The organism is Enterobacter sp. T2 (assembly GCF_010692925.1).
Taxonomy (GTDB): Bacteria; Pseudomonadota; Gammaproteobacteria; order Enterobacterales; family Enterobacteriaceae; genus Enterobacter; species Enterobacter kobei.
This window is the reverse complement of the sequence record NZ_CP048736.1, coordinates 4,310,686-4,327,549: the sequence shown is the minus strand read 5'-3', so window position 1 is coordinate 4,327,549 and position 16,864 is coordinate 4,310,686. Positions and strand designations below refer to the sequence as shown.

15 protein-coding genes are annotated in these 16,864 nt (G+C 51.9%); 1 reads left to right on the top strand and 14 read right to left on the bottom strand.

Features of this window, described 5'->3' with window-relative positions; all coding sequences use genetic code 11:
* Positions 1 to 116: 116 nt before the first annotated feature.
* The 14 genes from fis to acuI form a co-directional block, all read right to left on the bottom strand.
* Positions 117 to 413 carry a DNA-binding transcriptional regulator Fis gene (fis, locus tag G0034_RS20670; protein ID WP_000462905.1) on the bottom strand — a complete coding sequence of 99 codons (297 nt, stop codon included), beginning with the start codon at positions 411 to 413 and terminating at the stop codon, positions 117 to 119.
* A gap of 23 nt (positions 414 to 436) precedes the next feature.
* A complete protein-coding gene (gene dusB / locus G0034_RS20665; protein ID WP_179121241.1) occupies positions 437 to 1,402 on the bottom strand; it encodes a tRNA dihydrouridine synthase DusB in 966 nt (321 codons plus the stop codon).
* Positions 1,403 to 1,732: 330 nt separating this feature from the next.
* Positions 1,733 to 2,473 carry a carbonic anhydrase gene (locus G0034_RS20660; RefSeq protein WP_032635399.1) on the bottom strand — a complete coding sequence of 247 codons (741 nt, stop codon included), beginning with the start codon at positions 2,471 to 2,473 and terminating at the stop codon, positions 1,733 to 1,735.
* Positions 2,474 to 2,601: 128 nt separating this feature from the next.
* Positions 2,602 to 3,483, bottom strand: a complete 882-nt coding sequence (gene prmA, locus G0034_RS20655) for a 50S ribosomal protein L11 methyltransferase (RefSeq protein WP_014885443.1) — start codon at positions 3,481 to 3,483, stop codon at positions 2,602 to 2,604.
* Between the two features lie 11 nt (positions 3,484 to 3,494).
* Positions 3,495 to 4,946, bottom strand: a complete 1,452-nt coding sequence (panF, locus tag G0034_RS20650; protein ID WP_045268628.1) for a sodium/pantothenate symporter — start codon at positions 4,944 to 4,946, stop codon at positions 3,495 to 3,497.
* On the bottom strand, positions 4,936 to 5,178 hold the full coding sequence (locus tag G0034_RS20645; RefSeq protein ID WP_014885441.1) for a YhdT family protein: 243 nt from the start codon (positions 5,176 to 5,178) through the stop codon (positions 4,936 to 4,938). The genes panF and G0034_RS20645 overlap by 11 nt, the downstream gene beginning before the upstream one ends.
* A 104-nt stretch (positions 5,179 to 5,282) precedes the next feature.
* Positions 5,283 to 7,181 (bottom strand): M60 family metallopeptidase, encoded by a 1,899-nt coding sequence (locus tag G0034_RS20640; RefSeq protein WP_228037406.1) that lies wholly within the window; start codon positions 7,179 to 7,181, stop codon positions 5,283 to 5,285.
* A gap of 171 nt (positions 7,182 to 7,352) precedes the next feature.
* Positions 7,353 to 9,254, bottom strand: a complete 1,902-nt coding sequence (locus G0034_RS20635; protein WP_179121240.1) for a M60 family metallopeptidase — start codon at positions 9,252 to 9,254, stop codon at positions 7,353 to 7,355.
* A 222-nt stretch (positions 9,255 to 9,476) separates the two neighbouring features.
* The gene (accC, locus tag G0034_RS20630) at positions 9,477 to 10,826 is read right to left on the bottom strand and encodes an acetyl-CoA carboxylase biotin carboxylase subunit (protein WP_003860388.1); all 1,350 of its coding nucleotides are present in this window, start codon (positions 10,824 to 10,826) and stop codon (positions 9,477 to 9,479) included.
* A 10-nt stretch (positions 10,827 to 10,836) separates the two neighbouring features.
* Complete coding sequence (gene accB, locus G0034_RS20625; protein ID WP_010436174.1) at positions 10,837 to 11,298, bottom strand: acetyl-CoA carboxylase biotin carboxyl carrier protein; 462 nt, start codon at positions 11,296 to 11,298, stop codon at positions 10,837 to 10,839.
* A gap of 21 nt (positions 11,299 to 11,319) precedes the next feature.
* On the bottom strand, positions 11,320 to 11,772 hold the full coding sequence (aroQ, locus tag G0034_RS20620; protein ID WP_023331425.1) for a type II 3-dehydroquinate dehydratase: 453 nt from the start codon (positions 11,770 to 11,772) through the stop codon (positions 11,320 to 11,322).
* 234 nt (positions 11,773 to 12,006) lie between these two features.
* Positions 12,007 to 12,606: a protein-methionine-sulfoxide reductase heme-binding subunit MsrQ gene (msrQ, locus tag G0034_RS20615; RefSeq protein ID WP_014885437.1), complete on the bottom strand. Its 600-nt coding sequence runs from the start codon at positions 12,604 to 12,606 to the stop codon at positions 12,007 to 12,009.
* Positions 12,607 to 13,608 carry a protein-methionine-sulfoxide reductase catalytic subunit MsrP gene (msrP, locus tag G0034_RS20610; RefSeq protein WP_023331424.1) on the bottom strand — a complete coding sequence of 334 codons (1,002 nt, stop codon included), beginning with the start codon at positions 13,606 to 13,608 and terminating at the stop codon, positions 12,607 to 12,609.
* 77 nt (positions 13,609 to 13,685) lie between these two features.
* The gene (gene acuI, locus G0034_RS20605; RefSeq protein ID WP_179121239.1) at positions 13,686 to 14,660 is read right to left on the bottom strand and encodes an acrylyl-CoA reductase (NADPH); all 975 of its coding nucleotides are present in this window, start codon (positions 14,658 to 14,660) and stop codon (positions 13,686 to 13,688) included.
* Between the two features lie 182 nt (positions 14,661 to 14,842).
* Here acuI and csrD point away from each other — a divergent pair, with 182 nt between their 5' ends.
* Positions 14,843 to 16,783: an RNase E specificity factor CsrD gene (gene csrD / locus G0034_RS20600; RefSeq protein ID WP_023337866.1), complete on the top strand. Its 1,941-nt coding sequence runs from the start codon at positions 14,843 to 14,845 to the stop codon at positions 16,781 to 16,783.
* The last annotated feature ends 81 nt before the right edge of the window (positions 16,784 to 16,864 follow it).

Below are 16,864 nucleotides of genomic sequence, written 5' to 3'. Positions count from 1 at the left end.
AAAAGCGGGATACGCGAGGGTTTACAAAGCGTTGACGATAACATTAACAGGCAATAAAAAAGGCGCATCCCCATGCCGAGTAGCGCCTTTTTAAACAAGCATTTCGCTAATCGAAATTAGTTCATGCCGTATTTTTTCAGTTTCTTACGCAGAGTACCACGGTTGATACCCATCATCAGCGCAGCGCGGGTCTGGTTACCGCGGGTGTATTGCATCACCATGTCCAACAGTGGCTGTTCAACTTCAGCCAGTACCAGCTCATACAGGTCATTAACATCCTGACCATTCAGTTGAGCAAAATAGTTCTTCAGTGCCTGTTTAACCGAGTCACGCAGGGGCTTTTGAGTTACCTGGTCCTGAGAGTTAACGGTAGAAACGGTCAGTACGTCAGAATTTACGCGTTGTTCGAACATAGTTCTGTCAGCTCTTTATTTCATTACGCAAGATTTTCGAAGTATGCCTCCAACGCCTCCAGCTGTTCGCTGGCATCCTCTATGGCGTTGAATGTGCGCCGAAACTGGTCATCTGGAGCGTGCTCCTGGAGATACCAGAAGACGTGTTTACGCGCAATTCGGTACCCTTTTGCCTGACCGTAATGGTCATGCAGTTCCCGAACATGCGAACAAAGCAAGCGCTTAACCTCTGCCAGAGGCAGTGGGGCAAGCAGCTCCCCAGTGTCCAGATAATGCTGGATTTCCCGGAAGATCCAGGGTCTTCCCTGAGCTGCACGTCCTATCATCAGAGCATCAGCTCCCGTATAGTCGAGCACAGCCCTGGCTTTAAGCGGGTCAGTTATGTCGCCATTCGCGATAATCGGAATGGAAACCTTCTGCTTAACTGCCCGAATGCTGTCGTATTCAGCTTCACCATTGAACAAACAGGCGCGAGTGCGTCCATGAATGGTCAGGGCCTGAATGCCACAGTCTTCGGCCAGTTGGGCAATCTCTACACAGTTACGGTGTTCCGGCGACCAACCCGTGCGAATCTTCAACGTAACAGGAACGTCCACCGCGCTGACAACCGCCGTCAGGATAGACTTCACCTGATCGGGGTATTGCAGAAGGGCTGAACCTGCAAGCTTGCGATTCACTTTCTTGGCCGGGCAACCCATATTGATATCAATAATCTGGGCGCCACTTTCCACGTTAATACGCGCGGCATCTGCCATCTCTTCAGGCACGCTTCCGGCGATTTGCACGGTGCGGATACCTGGCTCATCAATGTGCACCATCCGAAGGCGGGATTTATCGCTTTCCCAGACCTGCGGGTTAGACGACATCATCTCGGATACGGTTAAACCGGCTCCCATCTCATAGCACAGCGTCCTGAACGGCCGGTCGGTAATACCTGCCATTGGGGCTGCGATCAGGCGATTTCTAAGCTGGTGGTGTCCGATGCGCATGAGTTAAGAAATGACCATACTGTGACTGCAAGGCGGCGTATATTACGCATTTTTTGCACGAGATGAAAGGCCAAACTTTGAACAATCCACTGTTGTAGATCAAGGAATCGCCGCTCAATCATTCCGTTAAAAATTATTCATCATTTAAATCATTGGGTTATAATTAAATGATTGTTTTATGAGCGCTTACAATTTCCCGTAACTTCTCATCATTTCTCATTAAACGCGACAGTTGAGCGGGATAATCTGCTGTTTTTCGCAGCAGATTTCCTCACTTCTTTGCGATCTCTGTCGCATTTTAGAACATGATCTCAGGGCAAAAAATGCAGATTATTCGACCACAAGACGGCCATGCAGAGCCTGTACCGGGCGGTTGTTATCGTGATGCATTGTATGGGTGAATTTCTCCAGCTGCTCTGCTGAGAGCGTGAGAGGATGCTTAAGCACAATCCAGGTGACGCCTTCTGAACAAGGTGGGGTGGTCAGTGAACCGCTGAAGCGCCAGTAAGTTTTGTTGACCGGGAGCAGCTTGTTCAGGTTGAGATCCTGCTTAATGGAGATGTTCTGTTCGGCCTGTTGGGGCATCACGCTCCACAGTTTATCAAGCTCCGGGTTCGCGGCGCCTTTATCAAACATGACGGCCACTACGGTCAGCTCACCTGCGTTATTTTTATGCACCAGATGCATTTCCATTGCGTATTTTTTGCCATGCACGGTGTTCTCGCTCGGCGCGTGGAAATGGAACTGCTGCAGAGTCCAGGCTTGATTATCCAGGGTTATCGTGTCGCGGGTATCCGCTTTCTCACTGGCCTGAATGGTATGGCCATTGTTCGTCAACGTCATAGGGCCATCACTGTAGTGCGTTTTAAGCGGAGAGAAATGGGCGTTTGCGGTCGATTCAATGTTAATCGGAGACTGATTCATCCCGTTTTGACAGGTCTTGTAGGCCTCGTCCAGTTCACCCCAGTGTTCAGGTGAACCTTCCCCTTCGTAGCTCCAGTGTGAAGCGAAAGCTGAAGTCGAGATCATACTCAGCGCAATCAGCGCTGCCTTGCCAGTAATGTGTTTCATAATATTCTTCCGGTGAATTGTTGTAATTCAAATCATTATGATTTGTATGGTTATTTTACCGGAGAAATGCGCGGGGAGAGAGGACTATCAGTGGAGGAGAGGCGTGGTCAGATGACCACGCCAAATGCTTATTTTTTACGACCGGTGATCCTGCACCACTCTTCTTTCTCTACCACCGGGTCAAGGGCGAAGAGATCCGCGTAGGCTTCACACACGCTGTCGGCCTGGCTTGCCAGGATACCTGAAAGCCCCAGCAGACCGCCCTCAACGGGCAGTACGCTGATTAACGGTGCCAGTTCACGTAACGGGCCTGCCAGGATGTTGGCGACCACCACGTCGGCTTTCATGGCCGCTGGCTGCGCATCCGGCAAATACAGCTCCAGACGATCGGAGACGCCGTTACGCTCGGCGTTATCGCGGCTGGCCTGAATTGCCTGCGGATCGATGTCGATCCCAATCGCTTTTGCCGCACCGAGTTTCAGCGCCGCGATAGCGAGGATCCCAGAGCCGCAGCCGAAGTCGATCACGGTTTTTCCTGCCAGATCCAGACCGTCCAGCCACTGCAGGCACAGGGAGGTGGTCGGGTGGGTGCCGGTACCAAATGCCAGGCCCGGGTCGAGCATCACGTTGACGGCGTTTTCATCTGGCACTTCGCGCCAGCTTGGGCAGATCCACAGTCGCTTGCCAAATTGCATCGGGTGGAAGTTATCCATCCACTCCCGTTCCCAGTCTTTATCTTCCAGCTGTTCGATTTTGTGCACGAAACCTGCACCTAACAGTGGATGGTTTTCCAGGATGGCGACGACCTCTTTCATGTCGGTCTCGGCATCGAAAAGTCCAATGACGTCGGTATCACCCCACAGGCGCGTTTCGCCCGGCAGCGGCTCGAAGACCGGCGTGTCATGCGTGTCCTGGAAGGTGATGGAGACCGAGCCGGCCTCCATCAGCGCATCGCTCAGTTCCTCGGCGTTCGCGCCGGTTGTGTTCAGTTTTAATTGGATCCACGGCATGGCAAAACTCTTTATTTATCAGTAGAAATCATAGCGGACTGTGGGACGGGCTGACCGAAACGGTTCCCCACCACAAACGCCAGTAAACTTAGCAGTAACGAAGGCACAATAGGATGGAAGCCCAGGTACTGAATCTTAAACGTTGCGAGGAGGGCATACAGCACCCCGCCAACAATCATCGCGCCCAGCGCGCCTGCAGCATTGGCACGTTCCCAGTAGAGACCCAACACCAGCGGCCAGAGGAAAACGGCTTCAAGGCCGCCGAACGCCAGCAGGTTCAGCCAGATGATCATCTCCGGCGGGCGCCATGCGGCTAACAGCAGCAATGCCCCTAACACCAGCGTAATAATGGCTGACATACGCTTCAGGCGACGTTCATTTTCTACCTGCTCAGGACGCAGGTTGAGATAGAGATCTTTAATGATCGTCGCGGAGCTTTGCAGTAGCTGGGCGTTGATAGTGGACATAATAGCGGCCATTGGCGCAGCAAGGAAAATCCCGGCGGCAAATGGCGGCAGCACTTTAACCATCAGTGTCGGGATCACCAGATCCGGCACGGTAAGGTCAGGGATGACTGCACGTCCTAATGCACCCGCCAGATGCATGCCGAACATCAGGATCGCGACGACAATCGTCCCGATAATAATGCCTTTGTGAACGGCTTTGCTGTCTTTATAGGAGATACAGCGCACGGCGGTATGGGGCAGACCAATCACCCCAAAGCAGACTAACACCCAGAACGACGTCATAAATGCCGGAGAAAGAATATCATCCGCGCCTTGCGGCGAGACCAGTTTCGGATCAATAGCTTCCAGGGTTTCCACCGCATGCGTAAGTCCACCCGCAGCATGAACGATGCCCACCAGCAGAACGATCGTGCCAATCAGCATGACCATTCCCTGCAGCGTATCGTTCAGCACGCTGGCGCGGAATCCGCCAAACGCAGTATACAGCGCAATGCTTACCCCGAAGATAATCAACCCTGTCTCGTAGGGGATCCCGGCTGCCGTTTCCAGCAGACGAGCTCCACCGATAAACTGCACCGTCATCGCACCAATAAAGGCGACCAGCAGGCTCAGGCTTGCCAGCCATACCAGCAAGCGACTCTGGTAGCGTGCAAACAGCATATCGTTGAGCGTCACGGCATTATAGCGCCGGGCCAGAATGGCAAACTTTTTACCCAGAATACCCAGAGAAAGCCAGACGGCAGGCAGTTGGATCATGGCCAGCAGTACCCAGCCTAACCCGTACTTATACGCGGCACCGGGACCGCCGATAAATGAACTGGCGCTGATGTAGGTGGCCGTCAGCGTCATGGCCAGCACGACGCCGCCCATCGAACGGCTACCGAGGAAATACTCATTCAGAAAGGCGCCGGTCGCCCTTTTACGCATGGCATAAATGGACAAGCCAAATACGACCAGCAGGTATGCGACAAGCGGCAGAATGACTTCAAGCTGCATCATCGTCCTCCAGCGGAATATCCCGGTAGATAAATTTAACCATCGCCCAGCACAGCAGGATAAATACCAGCGGTACCAGCAGGCACGCCATTTCAAACCAGTGAGGCAGGCCGGTAATACCGATGTCTGAATTAGGTAAGTAAGCGGTTACCAACCATGCGGCAAGATAGAGAAGGGTCAGCCACAGCGCCCAGCGCGCTTCTTTATGGGCCTGAACAAAACGAGCGTCCATCCACTCTCCTGGATAATTCATAGTGAGAGGCGGATTGTACGCATTGCAGGGGGGATACCAAATCATTTTCTGCTGCGCCAGAAACTGGCGCAGCAATAAAGTACTTACTTCACAATGGAGAGATCGACATTCACGTTTGCCGTCCAGTCAGTGTTGTGCCAGTCATTCGCAATCAGGTGGAGAACACCCGTATAGCTGCCCTGAGGCAAAAGCGGGTTATCTTCTGCTTTATAAGCGATTCTTAAATATGCACTTGTTCCAGAGTTGCAGTTTACCGCGGTGTTAACGGAATGAATATTGCAGCCGCCATGGCTGTTCTGGCCACGCAGTTTCACGATGAAGGTTCTGTTACGGCTATCGACAACCTGCGCATACAGTGGCGTTTCACCATCCTCAACCCAGACCAGAGAGGTAGGGCCCGCCTTAGGTGTGTTGGTCACAAAAGCAATATTTACGGTGTTATCTTCAGCTGGAACTTCAATCGTTATCGGGGAAGAGCCGTTCAGGCTACCAGTAAAGGTTTTCGCAACTTTCTTAGGCTGAGGTAAATTCAGCGCATTAATTGCTGCAATCGCCTCTGCGGAAAGGGGAATATTCCACTGCTGGAAATACTGGTTCAGATTAACGCCGGCGATTTTACTGGCATTAAGCGTAAACCAGTCGATTTTTTTCTGGCTGCTATTAACCAGGGTTGGGTCATTCTGGTTAACTTCACGGTAAGCTTTCGACAGTGCCGGGTAAAGCTGTGGCCAGCTCGTCATTATTTCACCAAAGAAAGACGCCCTACGGAACAGATCTTCTTTAGCAAAATTCCAGGTGTGCCCGGATTTCAGCAGAGTGCCGATAGCTTGTTGATCCCAACCGAAACCGTAAAAGCCTTCATTACTATGACAGTTTTTGAAATCGGTATCGCCGAGGGTGGTGTAACATGCAGCGATAGAATAAAGGTTGACGGTAACTTCTCCCTGGTCACTCCAGGACCATCCCATCTGGAACTGATGACCGTATTCGTGCCAGTCGAGCCAGCTCGGCGTCTCAGGGATTGAGCTGTCACCACCCACGCCAATCAGCCCTTGCCCGCTATTTGCCCAGCAGCAGCTCTGATAAGAGACGAAGAGCAAGCCACGGCTAGGCTGGTGCAACCAGCTCGAGCCATCCAGCCCATCGACTTTGTCATAAGTAATGGTTCGCAGCAGCGACTGGCGGAGGGTCTGCTCTATATTTTTAGTTGCTGAGTTTTGCGCAATTGCCTGACTTGCAACGAAGCGTGTCCTGCCATCAAACATAAAGTGGTAGCCTGATGGCGTTGTGGCCTGTGCCTGCTGGCGCCACTCGGCTCTGTCATTCATACCAAAGATAAAGAGGGGGTGATACGTACCGCCGTTAACAATATCAACGGAGACGAATGTATCAATATTCTCCATTTTTTTGGTTTTATCCTGACACCCAACGATAAGCAGCGCGTTCTGAGAGAATGTGTAGGTTGTGTCACCGTTTGCATTCAGAATAAGCTCATTAGCAGGACCGACAATACCTTCGTAGTTAGGATCAACGGCAGCATAGCAGGAAACATTTTGCGGAACATCACCGAGACGGAGGGTAACGTTTTCACCCTTGACGCCCCATGTATGTGTTAAGAAGTAATTATTACGTCCACCGTTGGTGGTTCTGTTCGTGCCATTGCCATGAACTTCGGTAACAGGAATTTGATAGCGACCTTGTTCAGCCTCACCGTAAACTTTTAAAGTACGGTTGAGCCAGAACAGGGGGTTATTGACATTTTGTACATCATAGGTTGATGCATAAGCTGGATTGATTAAATTATTGTAGTCAATACCTAATTCATCGAGTGCTTCAGTAAATCCCGGATTATTTTTCCACTCGTCCCACATCGTTTGGTTAGTAGAGACCGTCTCCGCCGCATAACAAGCGGAAGAAACAGACGCACAGAGTAGTGCTGCGATGGAAAAAGTTTTCTTTATTCCATGTTGAAATATATTCATAGTTAAAATGTCCGTAATTAAACATGAGGTGAAGCTTGTTTAATTACAACATTTCGTAACGGATTATTAAATGTAGAACTAATTAATATTCATTGTAGTTAATCTGATAAATAAGCAAGTCAGGCCGAATCATTTTCTGCTGCGCCAGAAACTGGCGCAGCAATAAAGCACTTACTTCACAATGGAGAGATCGACATTCACGTTTGCCGTCCAGTCCGTGTTGTGCCAGTCACGCGCAATCAGATGAAGAACACCCGTATAGCTGCCCTGAGGCAGATGCGGGTTATCTTCTGCTTTATAAGCGACTCTTAAATATGCGCTTGTTCCTGAGTTGCAGTTAACCGCGGTGTTAACGGAATGAATATTGCAGCCGCCATGGCTGTTCTGGCCACGCAGTTTCACGATGAAGCTTCTGTTACGACTATCGACAACCTGCGCATACAGTGGCGTTTCACCATCCTCAACCCAGACCAGAGAGGTAGGGCCAGCCTTAGGTGTGTTGGTCACAAAAGCAATATTCACAGTGTTATCTTCAGCCGGAACTTCAATCGTAATCGGGGAAGAGCCGTTCAGGCTACCGGTAAAGGTTTTTGTCACTTTGTTCGGCTGAGGTAATTTCAGGGCTGCAATTTGTGAGTCAGCATCAGCGGAATAGCCTAAACCCCAGCGTGTAAAGAATTCACGTAAATCACGTCCCGCTGCTTTGCTGGCATTGACCACAAAGAAATCAATTTTTTGTTGATTGGTTGCAACCAGAGATTTGCCTTTACCCTCGTTATAGGTTTCGCGGTAGGTTTTGCCAATATAAGCGAAGAGATCGGGCCACGATGTTTTCAGCTGGGTAAACATCATTAATTTACGGAAGACGTCATTGTCAGTATCAAACTGATGTGTTTCGCCAGCGTTCAGGAAAGAACCGACGGCCTGCTGATCCCAGGAGAAATTGTTGTAATACAGATTTTCGTGACAGGATTTATCCGTTACTTCTCCGCGTAACACACGGCAGGCTGAAACGGACATAATATTATTTGTCACTTCCGTTAACCCGTCCCATGCCCAGGTCATCTGATTTTGGTGACCATATTCATGCCAATGGCCCCAGCTGGTTTCGGTTGGTAAGCTGTTGCCAAAGCCGATCCCAATACGTCCGGCTCCTCCCTGAGACCAGCAGCAGCTGTTAAAAATACCGAAATTCAAACCGCGCAGAGGCTGATGTAAATACGATGACCCATCAAGCCCGTTAACCTTATCATAGTCCATGACGTAGCTTAATTGTTCGCGCAGCATTTGCAGCACATTGGTATTCAGTGATGCTTTAGCGGTGGAATTATTTACGATATACCGAGAGCGCCCGTCAAACAGCAGCGTTTGCCCGGTCGGTGTACTCTGCTGGCTCAGGGCCTTCCACTCTTCTTTTGTGTTAAGTCCGAAAACAAATAGCGGGTGTTTTTTCGCGGTCGTCGATGTGACATCCACACGAACGAGTGTGTTCATATGGCTATAGGTACCACTTTTATCCCAGCAGGCCAGCAGCATTAATCCATTTTCACTCAGGGTATATTGCGTTGAGTGATTGGCATTTAACTGCACCTGATATTTAGTGGTGATTGTACCGCTGTATTGATTTTCCAGTCCTGCGTAGCAGACCACATCATCGGGTTGGGAAGAGGTGGTCAATGTGAACGTATCACCCTGTTCACCATAATAATAGGTATTAAAATAAGGGTTGCGACCTGTGAAGCCTGTTCTGGCACGAGCTTCATCATGATCTTCAATGGCTGGAATATAATAAATGTCTTTGTCAGCATCACCATAAATTTGCATGGTGCGCTTTTGCCAGTAGAGAACATCAGTCGGGTCGGCTGAACGGGTGAGGGTTTTTTGTGGATCTTCAGATAACAGTTGATAACTCATACCGAGTTCATCCAGAGCTTCATTGAAGGCCTGGTTATCCTGCCATCTTTCCCACCAGTTGGCCGTGGTTTCAGCGTATAAAGGCAAAGACGTTACCGATGCACATAACAGCGCAGCAGCAACGCATTTTTTCTGTATGCCACTTTTCAGTATATTCATAAAAGATATGTCCGTTATCGAAAAAATATTAAGAAAAACGGACTCATTACATCACGCTGTAATATCGTTAAGAACCGAGGAATGATGAAAAGTAAATGTAGAAAAAATGATGATATTGAATATTTCTAGGTTGGGTTGGACATATAGTGACGGTAAATAGTTTGGGGTGAGAAACAAGGACGCAAAAAATAAACACGCCTGATAAACAGGCGTGTTTTTAGATTACTTCTCGTTGAGGCCGAGTTTCTTCTCAAGATAGTGGATGTTAGTTCCACCATTCTGGAAGTGCTCGTCGCTCATGATGCGCATCTGGAGATCAACGTTGGTTTTAATACCGTCGATGATCAACTCCTGCAGGGCGTTCTTCATGCGGGCAATCGCCACGTCACGGTTTTCGCCGTAGCAGATGAGCTTGCCGATCATTGAGTCATAGTACGGCGGTACGGTGTAACCGGCGTAGATATGAGACTCCCAACGCACACCAAAGCCACCCGGCGCGTGGAAACGCGTGATTTTACCCGGGCTTGGCAGGAAGGTGTTCGGGTCTTCGGCGTTGATACGGCATTCAACCGCATGGCCTTTCACCACGACTTCTTCCTGCTTGATGGACAACGGCTGACCCGCAGCGATACGCAGCTGTTCTTTGATCAGGTCAACGCCAGTGATCATTTCGGTAACCGGGTGTTCAACCTGAATACGGGTGTTCATCTCGATAAAGTAGAACTCGCCGTTTTCGAACAGGAACTCAAAAGTACCCGCCCCGCGATAGCCGATATCGACACACGCCTTGGCGCAACGCTCACCGATGTAGCGACGCAATTCCGGGGTAATGCCCGGCGCAGGTGCTTCTTCGACGACTTTCTGGTGACGACGCTGCATGGAGCAGTCACGTTCTGCCAGATAGATCGCGTTACCCTGACCGTCAGCCAACACCTGAATTTCGATGTGGCGTGGGTTTTCCAGGTATTTTTCCATGTACACCATGTCATTGCTGAAAGCCGCTTTCGCTTCCGCTTTGGTCATGGAGATGGACTGCGCCAGTTCAGCATCGCTGCGTACTACGCGCATACCGCGACCGCCGCCACCGCCGGACGCCTTGATGATAACCGGGTAGCCAATGCGTTTAGCATGAGCACGGTTAGCATCCATGTCGTCGGTCAGAGGGCCGTCAGAGCCTGGTACGGTTGGCACACCGGCTTTTTTCATCGCGGTGATCGCAGACACTTTGTCGCCCATCAGGCGGATAGTGTCGGCTTTCGGGCCGATGAAGATAAAGCCAGAGCGTTCAACCTGCTCAGCAAAGTTGGCGTTCTCAGAGAGGAAGCCATAACCCGGATGAATTGCCACCGCGCCGGTGATTTCAGCGGCGCTGATGATAGCCGGGATGTTCAGATAGCTTTTTACGGACGGAGCCGGGCCAATACAGACCGTCTCATCCGCCAGCAATACGTGTTTTAAATCGCGATCCGCACTTGAGTGCACCGCGACGGTCTTGATGCCCAGTTCTTTACAGGCACGAAGAATACGCAATGCAATCTCGCCGCGGTTGGCGATAACAATTTTATCCAGCATGTTCGCCTCGTTACTCGATGACGACCAGCGGCTCGTCAAATTCAACCGGCTGACCACTTTCGACCAGAATCGCTTTCACAGTACCTGATTTGTCTGCTTCGATCTGGTTCATCATTTTCATCGCTTCAACGATGCACAGGGTATCGCCTACGTTGACTTTCTGACCCACTTCGATGAACGCCTTCGCGTCCGGGCTCGGGGTGCGGTAGAAAGTACCAACCATTGGGGAACGTACGATGTGACCACTGATTTCTGCTGCAGCGGCAGGTGCGGCTTCAGCTGCTGGTGCAACGGCTGCGGAGAGCGCAGGCTGCTGCACTGGCGCAGCGTAAGCCTGCTGCATTACCGGGAAGCTAGCGGCTGGGGCTGCACGGCTGATGCGTACAGACTCTTCGCCTTCAGAAATTTCCAGTTCGGAGATGCCTGATTCTTCAACCAGCTCGATCAGTTTTTTAATCTTACGAATATCCATGAGTGGGTTCCGTACTCTTGTTTAGTGTGATTGTGACAAGCGTTTTACCGCTGTCTGTAAAGCGTATGAATAACCGTCAGCGCCCAGTCCGCAGATAACGCCAGTAGCGATATCCGACAGATACGAATGGTGGCGGAACGGCTCTCGGGCGTGCACGTTACTCAGGTGGATCTCGATAAACGGGATACTCACCGCGAGCAGTGCGTCGCGGATAGCAACACTGGTGTGCGTAAACGCGGCCGGATTGATCAGGATATAGTCCACATTGTCTTTAGCCTGATGAATACGGTCGATGATTGCGTACTCCGCGTTTGACTGAAAATGATCCAAATCCACATTCAGCGACGCTGCTTCCGTGCTCAGACGGTTAACAATTTCGCTCAATGTTAGCGTGCCGTACTTCTCTGGCTCACGGGTGCCGAGCATGTTCAGGTTCGGTCCGTTCAATACTAAGATATGGAACTTGTCAGTCATTATGCCGCTATCTCCTGCGATTTTCGGGTAAAAAACAAAATATACCGTCGAAGCGCAAATGTCACCTTTTCAGAGGCCAAAAACCACTGTCAGGGGAACCAAGGTCGCACATTATAACGATTTCGTAGCATTTGGCAGCTAAATACTGGTCTTATCAGGGAAGATTATCAACCGCAATCCAAAAAAGATTTGCGGTTGAGGGGGAATCTGCGGGAAAACGCACAGTTTCGCGAACTATCGCAACCACTGGCGGAACTTCTTGTAACGCCATGCTAAAAGCGCCACTGCCGCCAGCGCATACAGGACTGGCTGCGGGGAGAGGATCTTCACCGACCACAGATAATGAATGGGGGCGAGGATCGCGACAAGATAGACGAAGTTGTGCAGTAACTGCCAGCGTCTGCCCAGCTTTCGCTGCGCATATTGCGTGGACGTCAGCGCTAACGCCAGTAAAACCAGCCAGCTTACGATACCCAGCGTCAGATAAGGGCGTGTCACCAGCTCTCGGCCAAGCAGTGTCAGATTGTTAATTCCCAGTTCCAGCAGGGCGTAGCTGGTAAGGTGCAGCGTCGCCCAGGCAAAACACCATAGCCCCAAAAGCCGACGGGTACGTATCAATAATGGCTGTTTAGCGTAGCGCGCCAGCGGCGAGACGAGCAAGGTTGCCAGTAAAAATTTCAGAGCCATCCGACCCGTAAAATGCTGGATATCCTTTGCCGGATCGGCGCTAAAGAGGCCCTGACTGGCGGCCCAGAACAACCAGATAAAAGGAAGTATCCCAGCTAAATGCAGCAGCACTTTCAGCCAGGTAATCTGCTTTGCCGTTAAACGCACTCAGAAGTTCTCCCGTAAATTAAGGCCACGGTAAAGCGAAGCCACTTCATCCGCATACCCGTTAAACAACAGCGTGGGCTGACGCTTAACGTCCAGCGCACCACCCGCGCCAATAAAGCGCTCAGTCGCCTGCGACCAGCGGGGATGATCCACATGCGGATTCACATTCGCGAAGAAACCGTATTCACCCGGTGCTGCCAGGTTCCAGGTCGTTGGCGGACGCTCGCGGGTCAGCTTAATGCTGACGATAGACTTAATTCCTTTGAAGCCGTATTTCCACGGTACGGTTAACCGAATGGGGGCGCCGTTTTGAGGAGGAAGCGCCTTGCCGTATACGCCAACGGTCAGCAGGGTAAGGGGATGCATGGCTTCGTCGAGGCGTAGTCCTTCAACGTACGGATAGTCCAGTCCACCGCCGATAAACCGATCTTTCTGGCCCGGCATCTCGTCCGGAGCGTAGCGCGTCTGGAAGGCGACATATTTTGCATTGCTGGTGGGCTCAACCAACGCCAGCAGCTTATGCAGCGGGAAGCCGACCCAGGGTACCACCATCGACCAGGCTTCCACGCAGCGCATGCGATAGATGCGCTCTTCGAGCGGGAAGCGGGTGGTCAGATCGTGGTGGTCGAGCGTCAGGGGTTTTGCCACCTCGCCGTCAATTTTCAACGTCCACGGATCGGTTTTCATGCTGCCTGCATTGGCGGCAGGATCGGCTTTATCCAGACCAAATTCGTAAAAGTTGTTGTAGCCGGTGACTTTGTCTTCAGGGGTGAGCGTCAGTTTGTTTTGCCACTCGGCGGGTTTCGTAAACGTAAGCGGGGCACCGGAAGGCGCCTTAGGGCGATCGTTACCTTTAAACCAGTCGAGCAGGTCGGCATGTGCCGCAGGGGAGAGCGTCAGTGCAGTGGCGCTGATGCCAAGCATTTTCAGGATCTGGCGGCGCTGTAACATAAAGACAGACTCGGACGTTACGTCGGCTTCCGTCAGTTTTCGGTTTTTCATGGCATCCTCCGTCATGCGTTTTTCTAAGCATGACGGAGGAGAGCGCTTCACGCGAATATGTCACGAAAATTTGAAGATTAGGCGATTTTCACCAGCGCGCGACCGTGGAACTGGTTATCCATGATTTTACTGGCATAGTCTGGCGCCTGGCTGAGGCTTATCTCCGTTGCGCTCTGGGTAAAGAACGATTCCGGCAGATCGCGTACCAGACGTTCCCAGGCCTCCGTGCGGCGAGCCGCTGGCGTCATCACGGAGTCCACGCCCTGCAGGCGAACGTTACGCAAAATAAACGGCATGACGGTAGTTGGCAGGGTAAAGCCGCCCGCCAGACCGCAGGCTGCCACGCAGCCGCCGTAGTTCATCTGCGCCAGGACCTTCGCCAGCACTTTATCGCCGACGGTATCTACCGCGCCCGCCCAGACCTGTTTTTCCAGTGGACGGGTTTCGGCAAATTCATCGCGGCCAAGAATGCGGCTGGCACCGAGCTGGCGAAGATAATCATGCGTACTTTCCCGGCCGGAAACCGCCGTGACCTGGTAACCCAGTTTGTGAAGCAACGTTACCGCCGTGCTCCCCACGCCACCGCTGGCGCCAGTCACGACAATGTCACCCGACTCAGGGCGAACCCCCGCCTCTTCCAGCGCCATCACGCACAGCATGGCGGTAAAGCCTGCGGTGCCGATGATCATCGCTTTGCGACCATCCATGCCTTTCGGCATCGGCACCAGCCAGTCGCCTTTTACGCGCGCCTGTGTTGCCAGCCCGCCCCAGTGATTTTCACCCACACCCCAGCCGGTGAGCAGCACGTGCTGGCCCGCATGGAAGCGAGGGTCTTCGCTGCTGTGGACCCGGCCAGCAAAATCAATACCCGGCACCATAGGGAAATTTCGGATGATTTTACCCTTACCGGTGATCGCCAGTGCATCTTTGTAATTTAAACTGGACCAGTCTATGTCGACGGTGACGTCGCCTTCCGGCAGACGGCTCTCTTCTACGGCCTGTACTGAGGCAAGCGTTTTGCCGTCCTGCTGTTCTAAGATCAAAGCCTGCATACGGGGTCCTCACGACTGAGATGATTGGAAAATAATTTCTGAAGACTATACTCGCTCAGGGTAATTCAATGCCGATTTAACGCAATAAATTGCCAGATACGCCCGATTTGGTAGTATGCCGCATTTGAAATGCAAGTTAGCGCTTACTCGCTACCCCCTCAACCCACGGAGTAATCTCAAGGATGCGATTAACGACGAAGTTCTCGGCTTTTATCACCTTGCTAACGGGGCTGACCATCTTTGTCACGCTTCTGGGTTGCTCTTTGAGCTTTTATAACGCCATTCAGGACAAACTGGTCAACCGGGTGCAGTCTGTTGCGTCGGTCATTGATACGCGTCTGCTGACCACGCCACTCCCGTCGCTCTCCCGGGAACTGGATGAGTTGATGGTGCCGGTTGATATTATTCGGATCGATATTCAGCAGGGAAAGCATCAGGTTTTAAGCCATGAACGGCAGGGAAGTTATCGCCCTGCGGGCGTAGTGAGTCAGTACCGGGAAGTAACGGTGCACTCCCTTAAAAACCCGGGTATGACCATTCACATGGTCTATCTCGATCCGATGGCCAGCTATTTCCGTTCCATGATGACCACCGCGCCGCTCACGATCGCGGTTGCATTCATTATTCTGCTCATTTTTCTCGCGGTTCGCTGGTTGCGCCGCCAGCTCTCAGGGCAGGAACTGCTGGAAATCCGCTCCGTCCGCATCCTGAACGGTGAGCGCGGCCCGCAGGTGCGCGGCTCTGTTCATGAATGGCCGTCACGCACCAGCAGTGCGCTGGATACGTTGCTCTCAGAAATTCAGTTTGCCAGCGACCAGCGCAGCCGTATGGATACGCTGATCCGCTCTTATGCCGCGCAGGATAATAAAACAGGCCTTAACAACCGCCTTTTCTTTGATAATCAACTGGCCACGCTGCTCGACGATTCGGAAAAAGTGGGCACTCACGGCGTGGTGATGATGATTCGCCTGCCCGATTTCGATCTGCTGCGCGACACATGGGGGCAGCGGGCCGCGGAAGAAAATCTCTTTACGCTGATCAACCTGCTCTCCACCTTTATCATGCGCTACCCCGGGGCACTGTTGGCCCGCTATCACCGCAGCGACTTTGCCGTGTTATTGCCGCATCGCACGCTAAAAGAGTCGGAAAGTATTGCCAGCCAGCTGCTGAAGGCGGTAGACGCGCTGCCCCAGAGTAAAATGCTCGATCGCGACGACATGGTGCATATGGGGATCTGCGCCTGGCGCGGCGGTCAGTCGACGGAGCAGGTGATGGAGCATGCGGAATCGGCCACCCGCAACGCCGTGTTGCAGGGGGCGAACGGATGGGCCGTTTACGATGACTCGTTACCGGAAAAAGGGCGTGGAAACGTGCGGTGGCGTACGTTGATTGAGCAAATGCTGAGCCGCGGTGGGCCACGCATTTATCAAAAACCGGCGGTCATGAAAAACGGCTATGTCCATCATCGCGAACTGATGTGCCGTATTTTTGACGGTACGGAAGAAGTTATTTCTGCGGAATATCTGCCAATGGTGCTGCAATTTGGGCTGTCTGAAGAGTATGACCGCCAGCAAATTTCCCGCCTGATCCCATTTTTATCTTTCTGGCCGGAAGAGAGTCTGGCGTTACAGGTCACCGTTGAGTCGTTAATACGCCCGCGTTTTCAGCGCTGGCTGCGTGATACATTAATGCAATGCGAAAAATCGCAACGCAAACGCATTATTTTTGAACTTGCTGAGGCGGATGTGGGTCAACACATCAGCCGGTTACGTCCGGTGGTTCGTTTGATCAACGCGCTCGGTGCGCGTGTGGCGGTGACACAAGCTGGTTTAACGCTGGTCAGTACCGACTGGATCAAGGAACTGGATGTGGAGCTATTAAAGCTGCATCCGGGGCTGGTAAGAAATATTGAAAAGCGCACGGAAAACCAGCTGCTGGTTCAGAGTCTGGTTGAAGCGTGTAAAGGAACCCGAACACAAGTCTTTGCCGCGGGCGTGCGCTCCAGGGGCGAATGGCAGATGTTAACAGAGCGCGGTGTCATGGGCGGTCAGGGCGATTTTTTTGCCGCCTCTCAACCGCTTGACACCAACGTGAAAAAATATTTGCAAAGATACTCTGTTTGACCTGCCGTTTACGTTGTTTTCACGTAGAATATCGCGCCTGTAGCTTTGAGTATGTCGAGCAAAAAGCCAGTGAACGACCTT

What these genes read in the sequence shown, in the direction of transcription:
- fis (WP_000462905.1), bottom strand. Translation starts at nt 413, where the DNA reads ATGTTCGAACAACGCGTAAATTCTGACGTACTGACCGTTTCTACCGTT.
- dusB (WP_179121241.1), bottom strand. Translation starts at nt 1,402, where the DNA reads ATGCGCATCGGACACCACCAGCTTAGAAATCGCCTGATCGCAGCCCCA.
- G0034_RS20660 (WP_032635399.1), bottom strand. Translation starts at nt 2,473, where the DNA reads ATGAAACACATTACTGGCAAGGCAGCGCTGATTGCGCTGAGTATGATC.
- prmA (WP_014885443.1), bottom strand. Translation starts at nt 3,483, where the DNA reads ATGCCGTGGATCCAATTAAAACTGAACACAACCGGCGCGAACGCCGAG.
- panF (WP_045268628.1), bottom strand. Translation starts at nt 4,946, where the DNA reads ATGCAGCTTGAAGTCATTCTGCCGCTTGTCGCATACCTGCTGGTCGTA.
- G0034_RS20645 (WP_014885441.1), bottom strand. Translation starts at nt 5,178, where the DNA reads ATGGACGCTCGTTTTGTTCAGGCCCATAAAGAAGCGCGCTGGGCGCTG.
- G0034_RS20640 (WP_228037406.1), bottom strand. Translation starts at nt 7,181, where the DNA reads ATGAATATATTTCAACATGGAATAAAGAAAACTTTTTCCATCGCAGCA.
- G0034_RS20635 (WP_179121240.1), bottom strand. Translation starts at nt 9,254, where the DNA reads ATGAATATACTGAAAAGTGGCATACAGAAAAAATGCGTTGCTGCTGCG.
- accC (WP_003860388.1), bottom strand. Translation starts at nt 10,826, where the DNA reads ATGCTGGATAAAATTGTTATCGCCAACCGCGGCGAGATTGCATTGCGT.
- accB (WP_010436174.1), bottom strand. Translation starts at nt 11,298, where the DNA reads ATGGATATTCGTAAGATTAAAAAACTGATCGAGCTGGTTGAAGAATCA.
- aroQ (WP_023331425.1), bottom strand. Translation starts at nt 11,772, where the DNA reads ATGACTGACAAGTTCCATATCTTAGTATTGAACGGACCGAACCTGAAC.
- msrP (WP_023331424.1), bottom strand. Translation starts at nt 13,608, where the DNA reads ATGAAAAACCGAAAACTGACGGAAGCCGACGTAACGTCCGAGTCTGTC.
- acuI (WP_179121239.1), bottom strand. Translation starts at nt 14,660, where the DNA reads ATGCAGGCTTTGATCTTAGAACAGCAGGACGGCAAAACGCTTGCCTCA.
- csrD (WP_023337866.1), top strand. Translation starts at nt 14,843, where the DNA reads ATGCGATTAACGACGAAGTTCTCGGCTTTTATCACCTTGCTAACGGGG.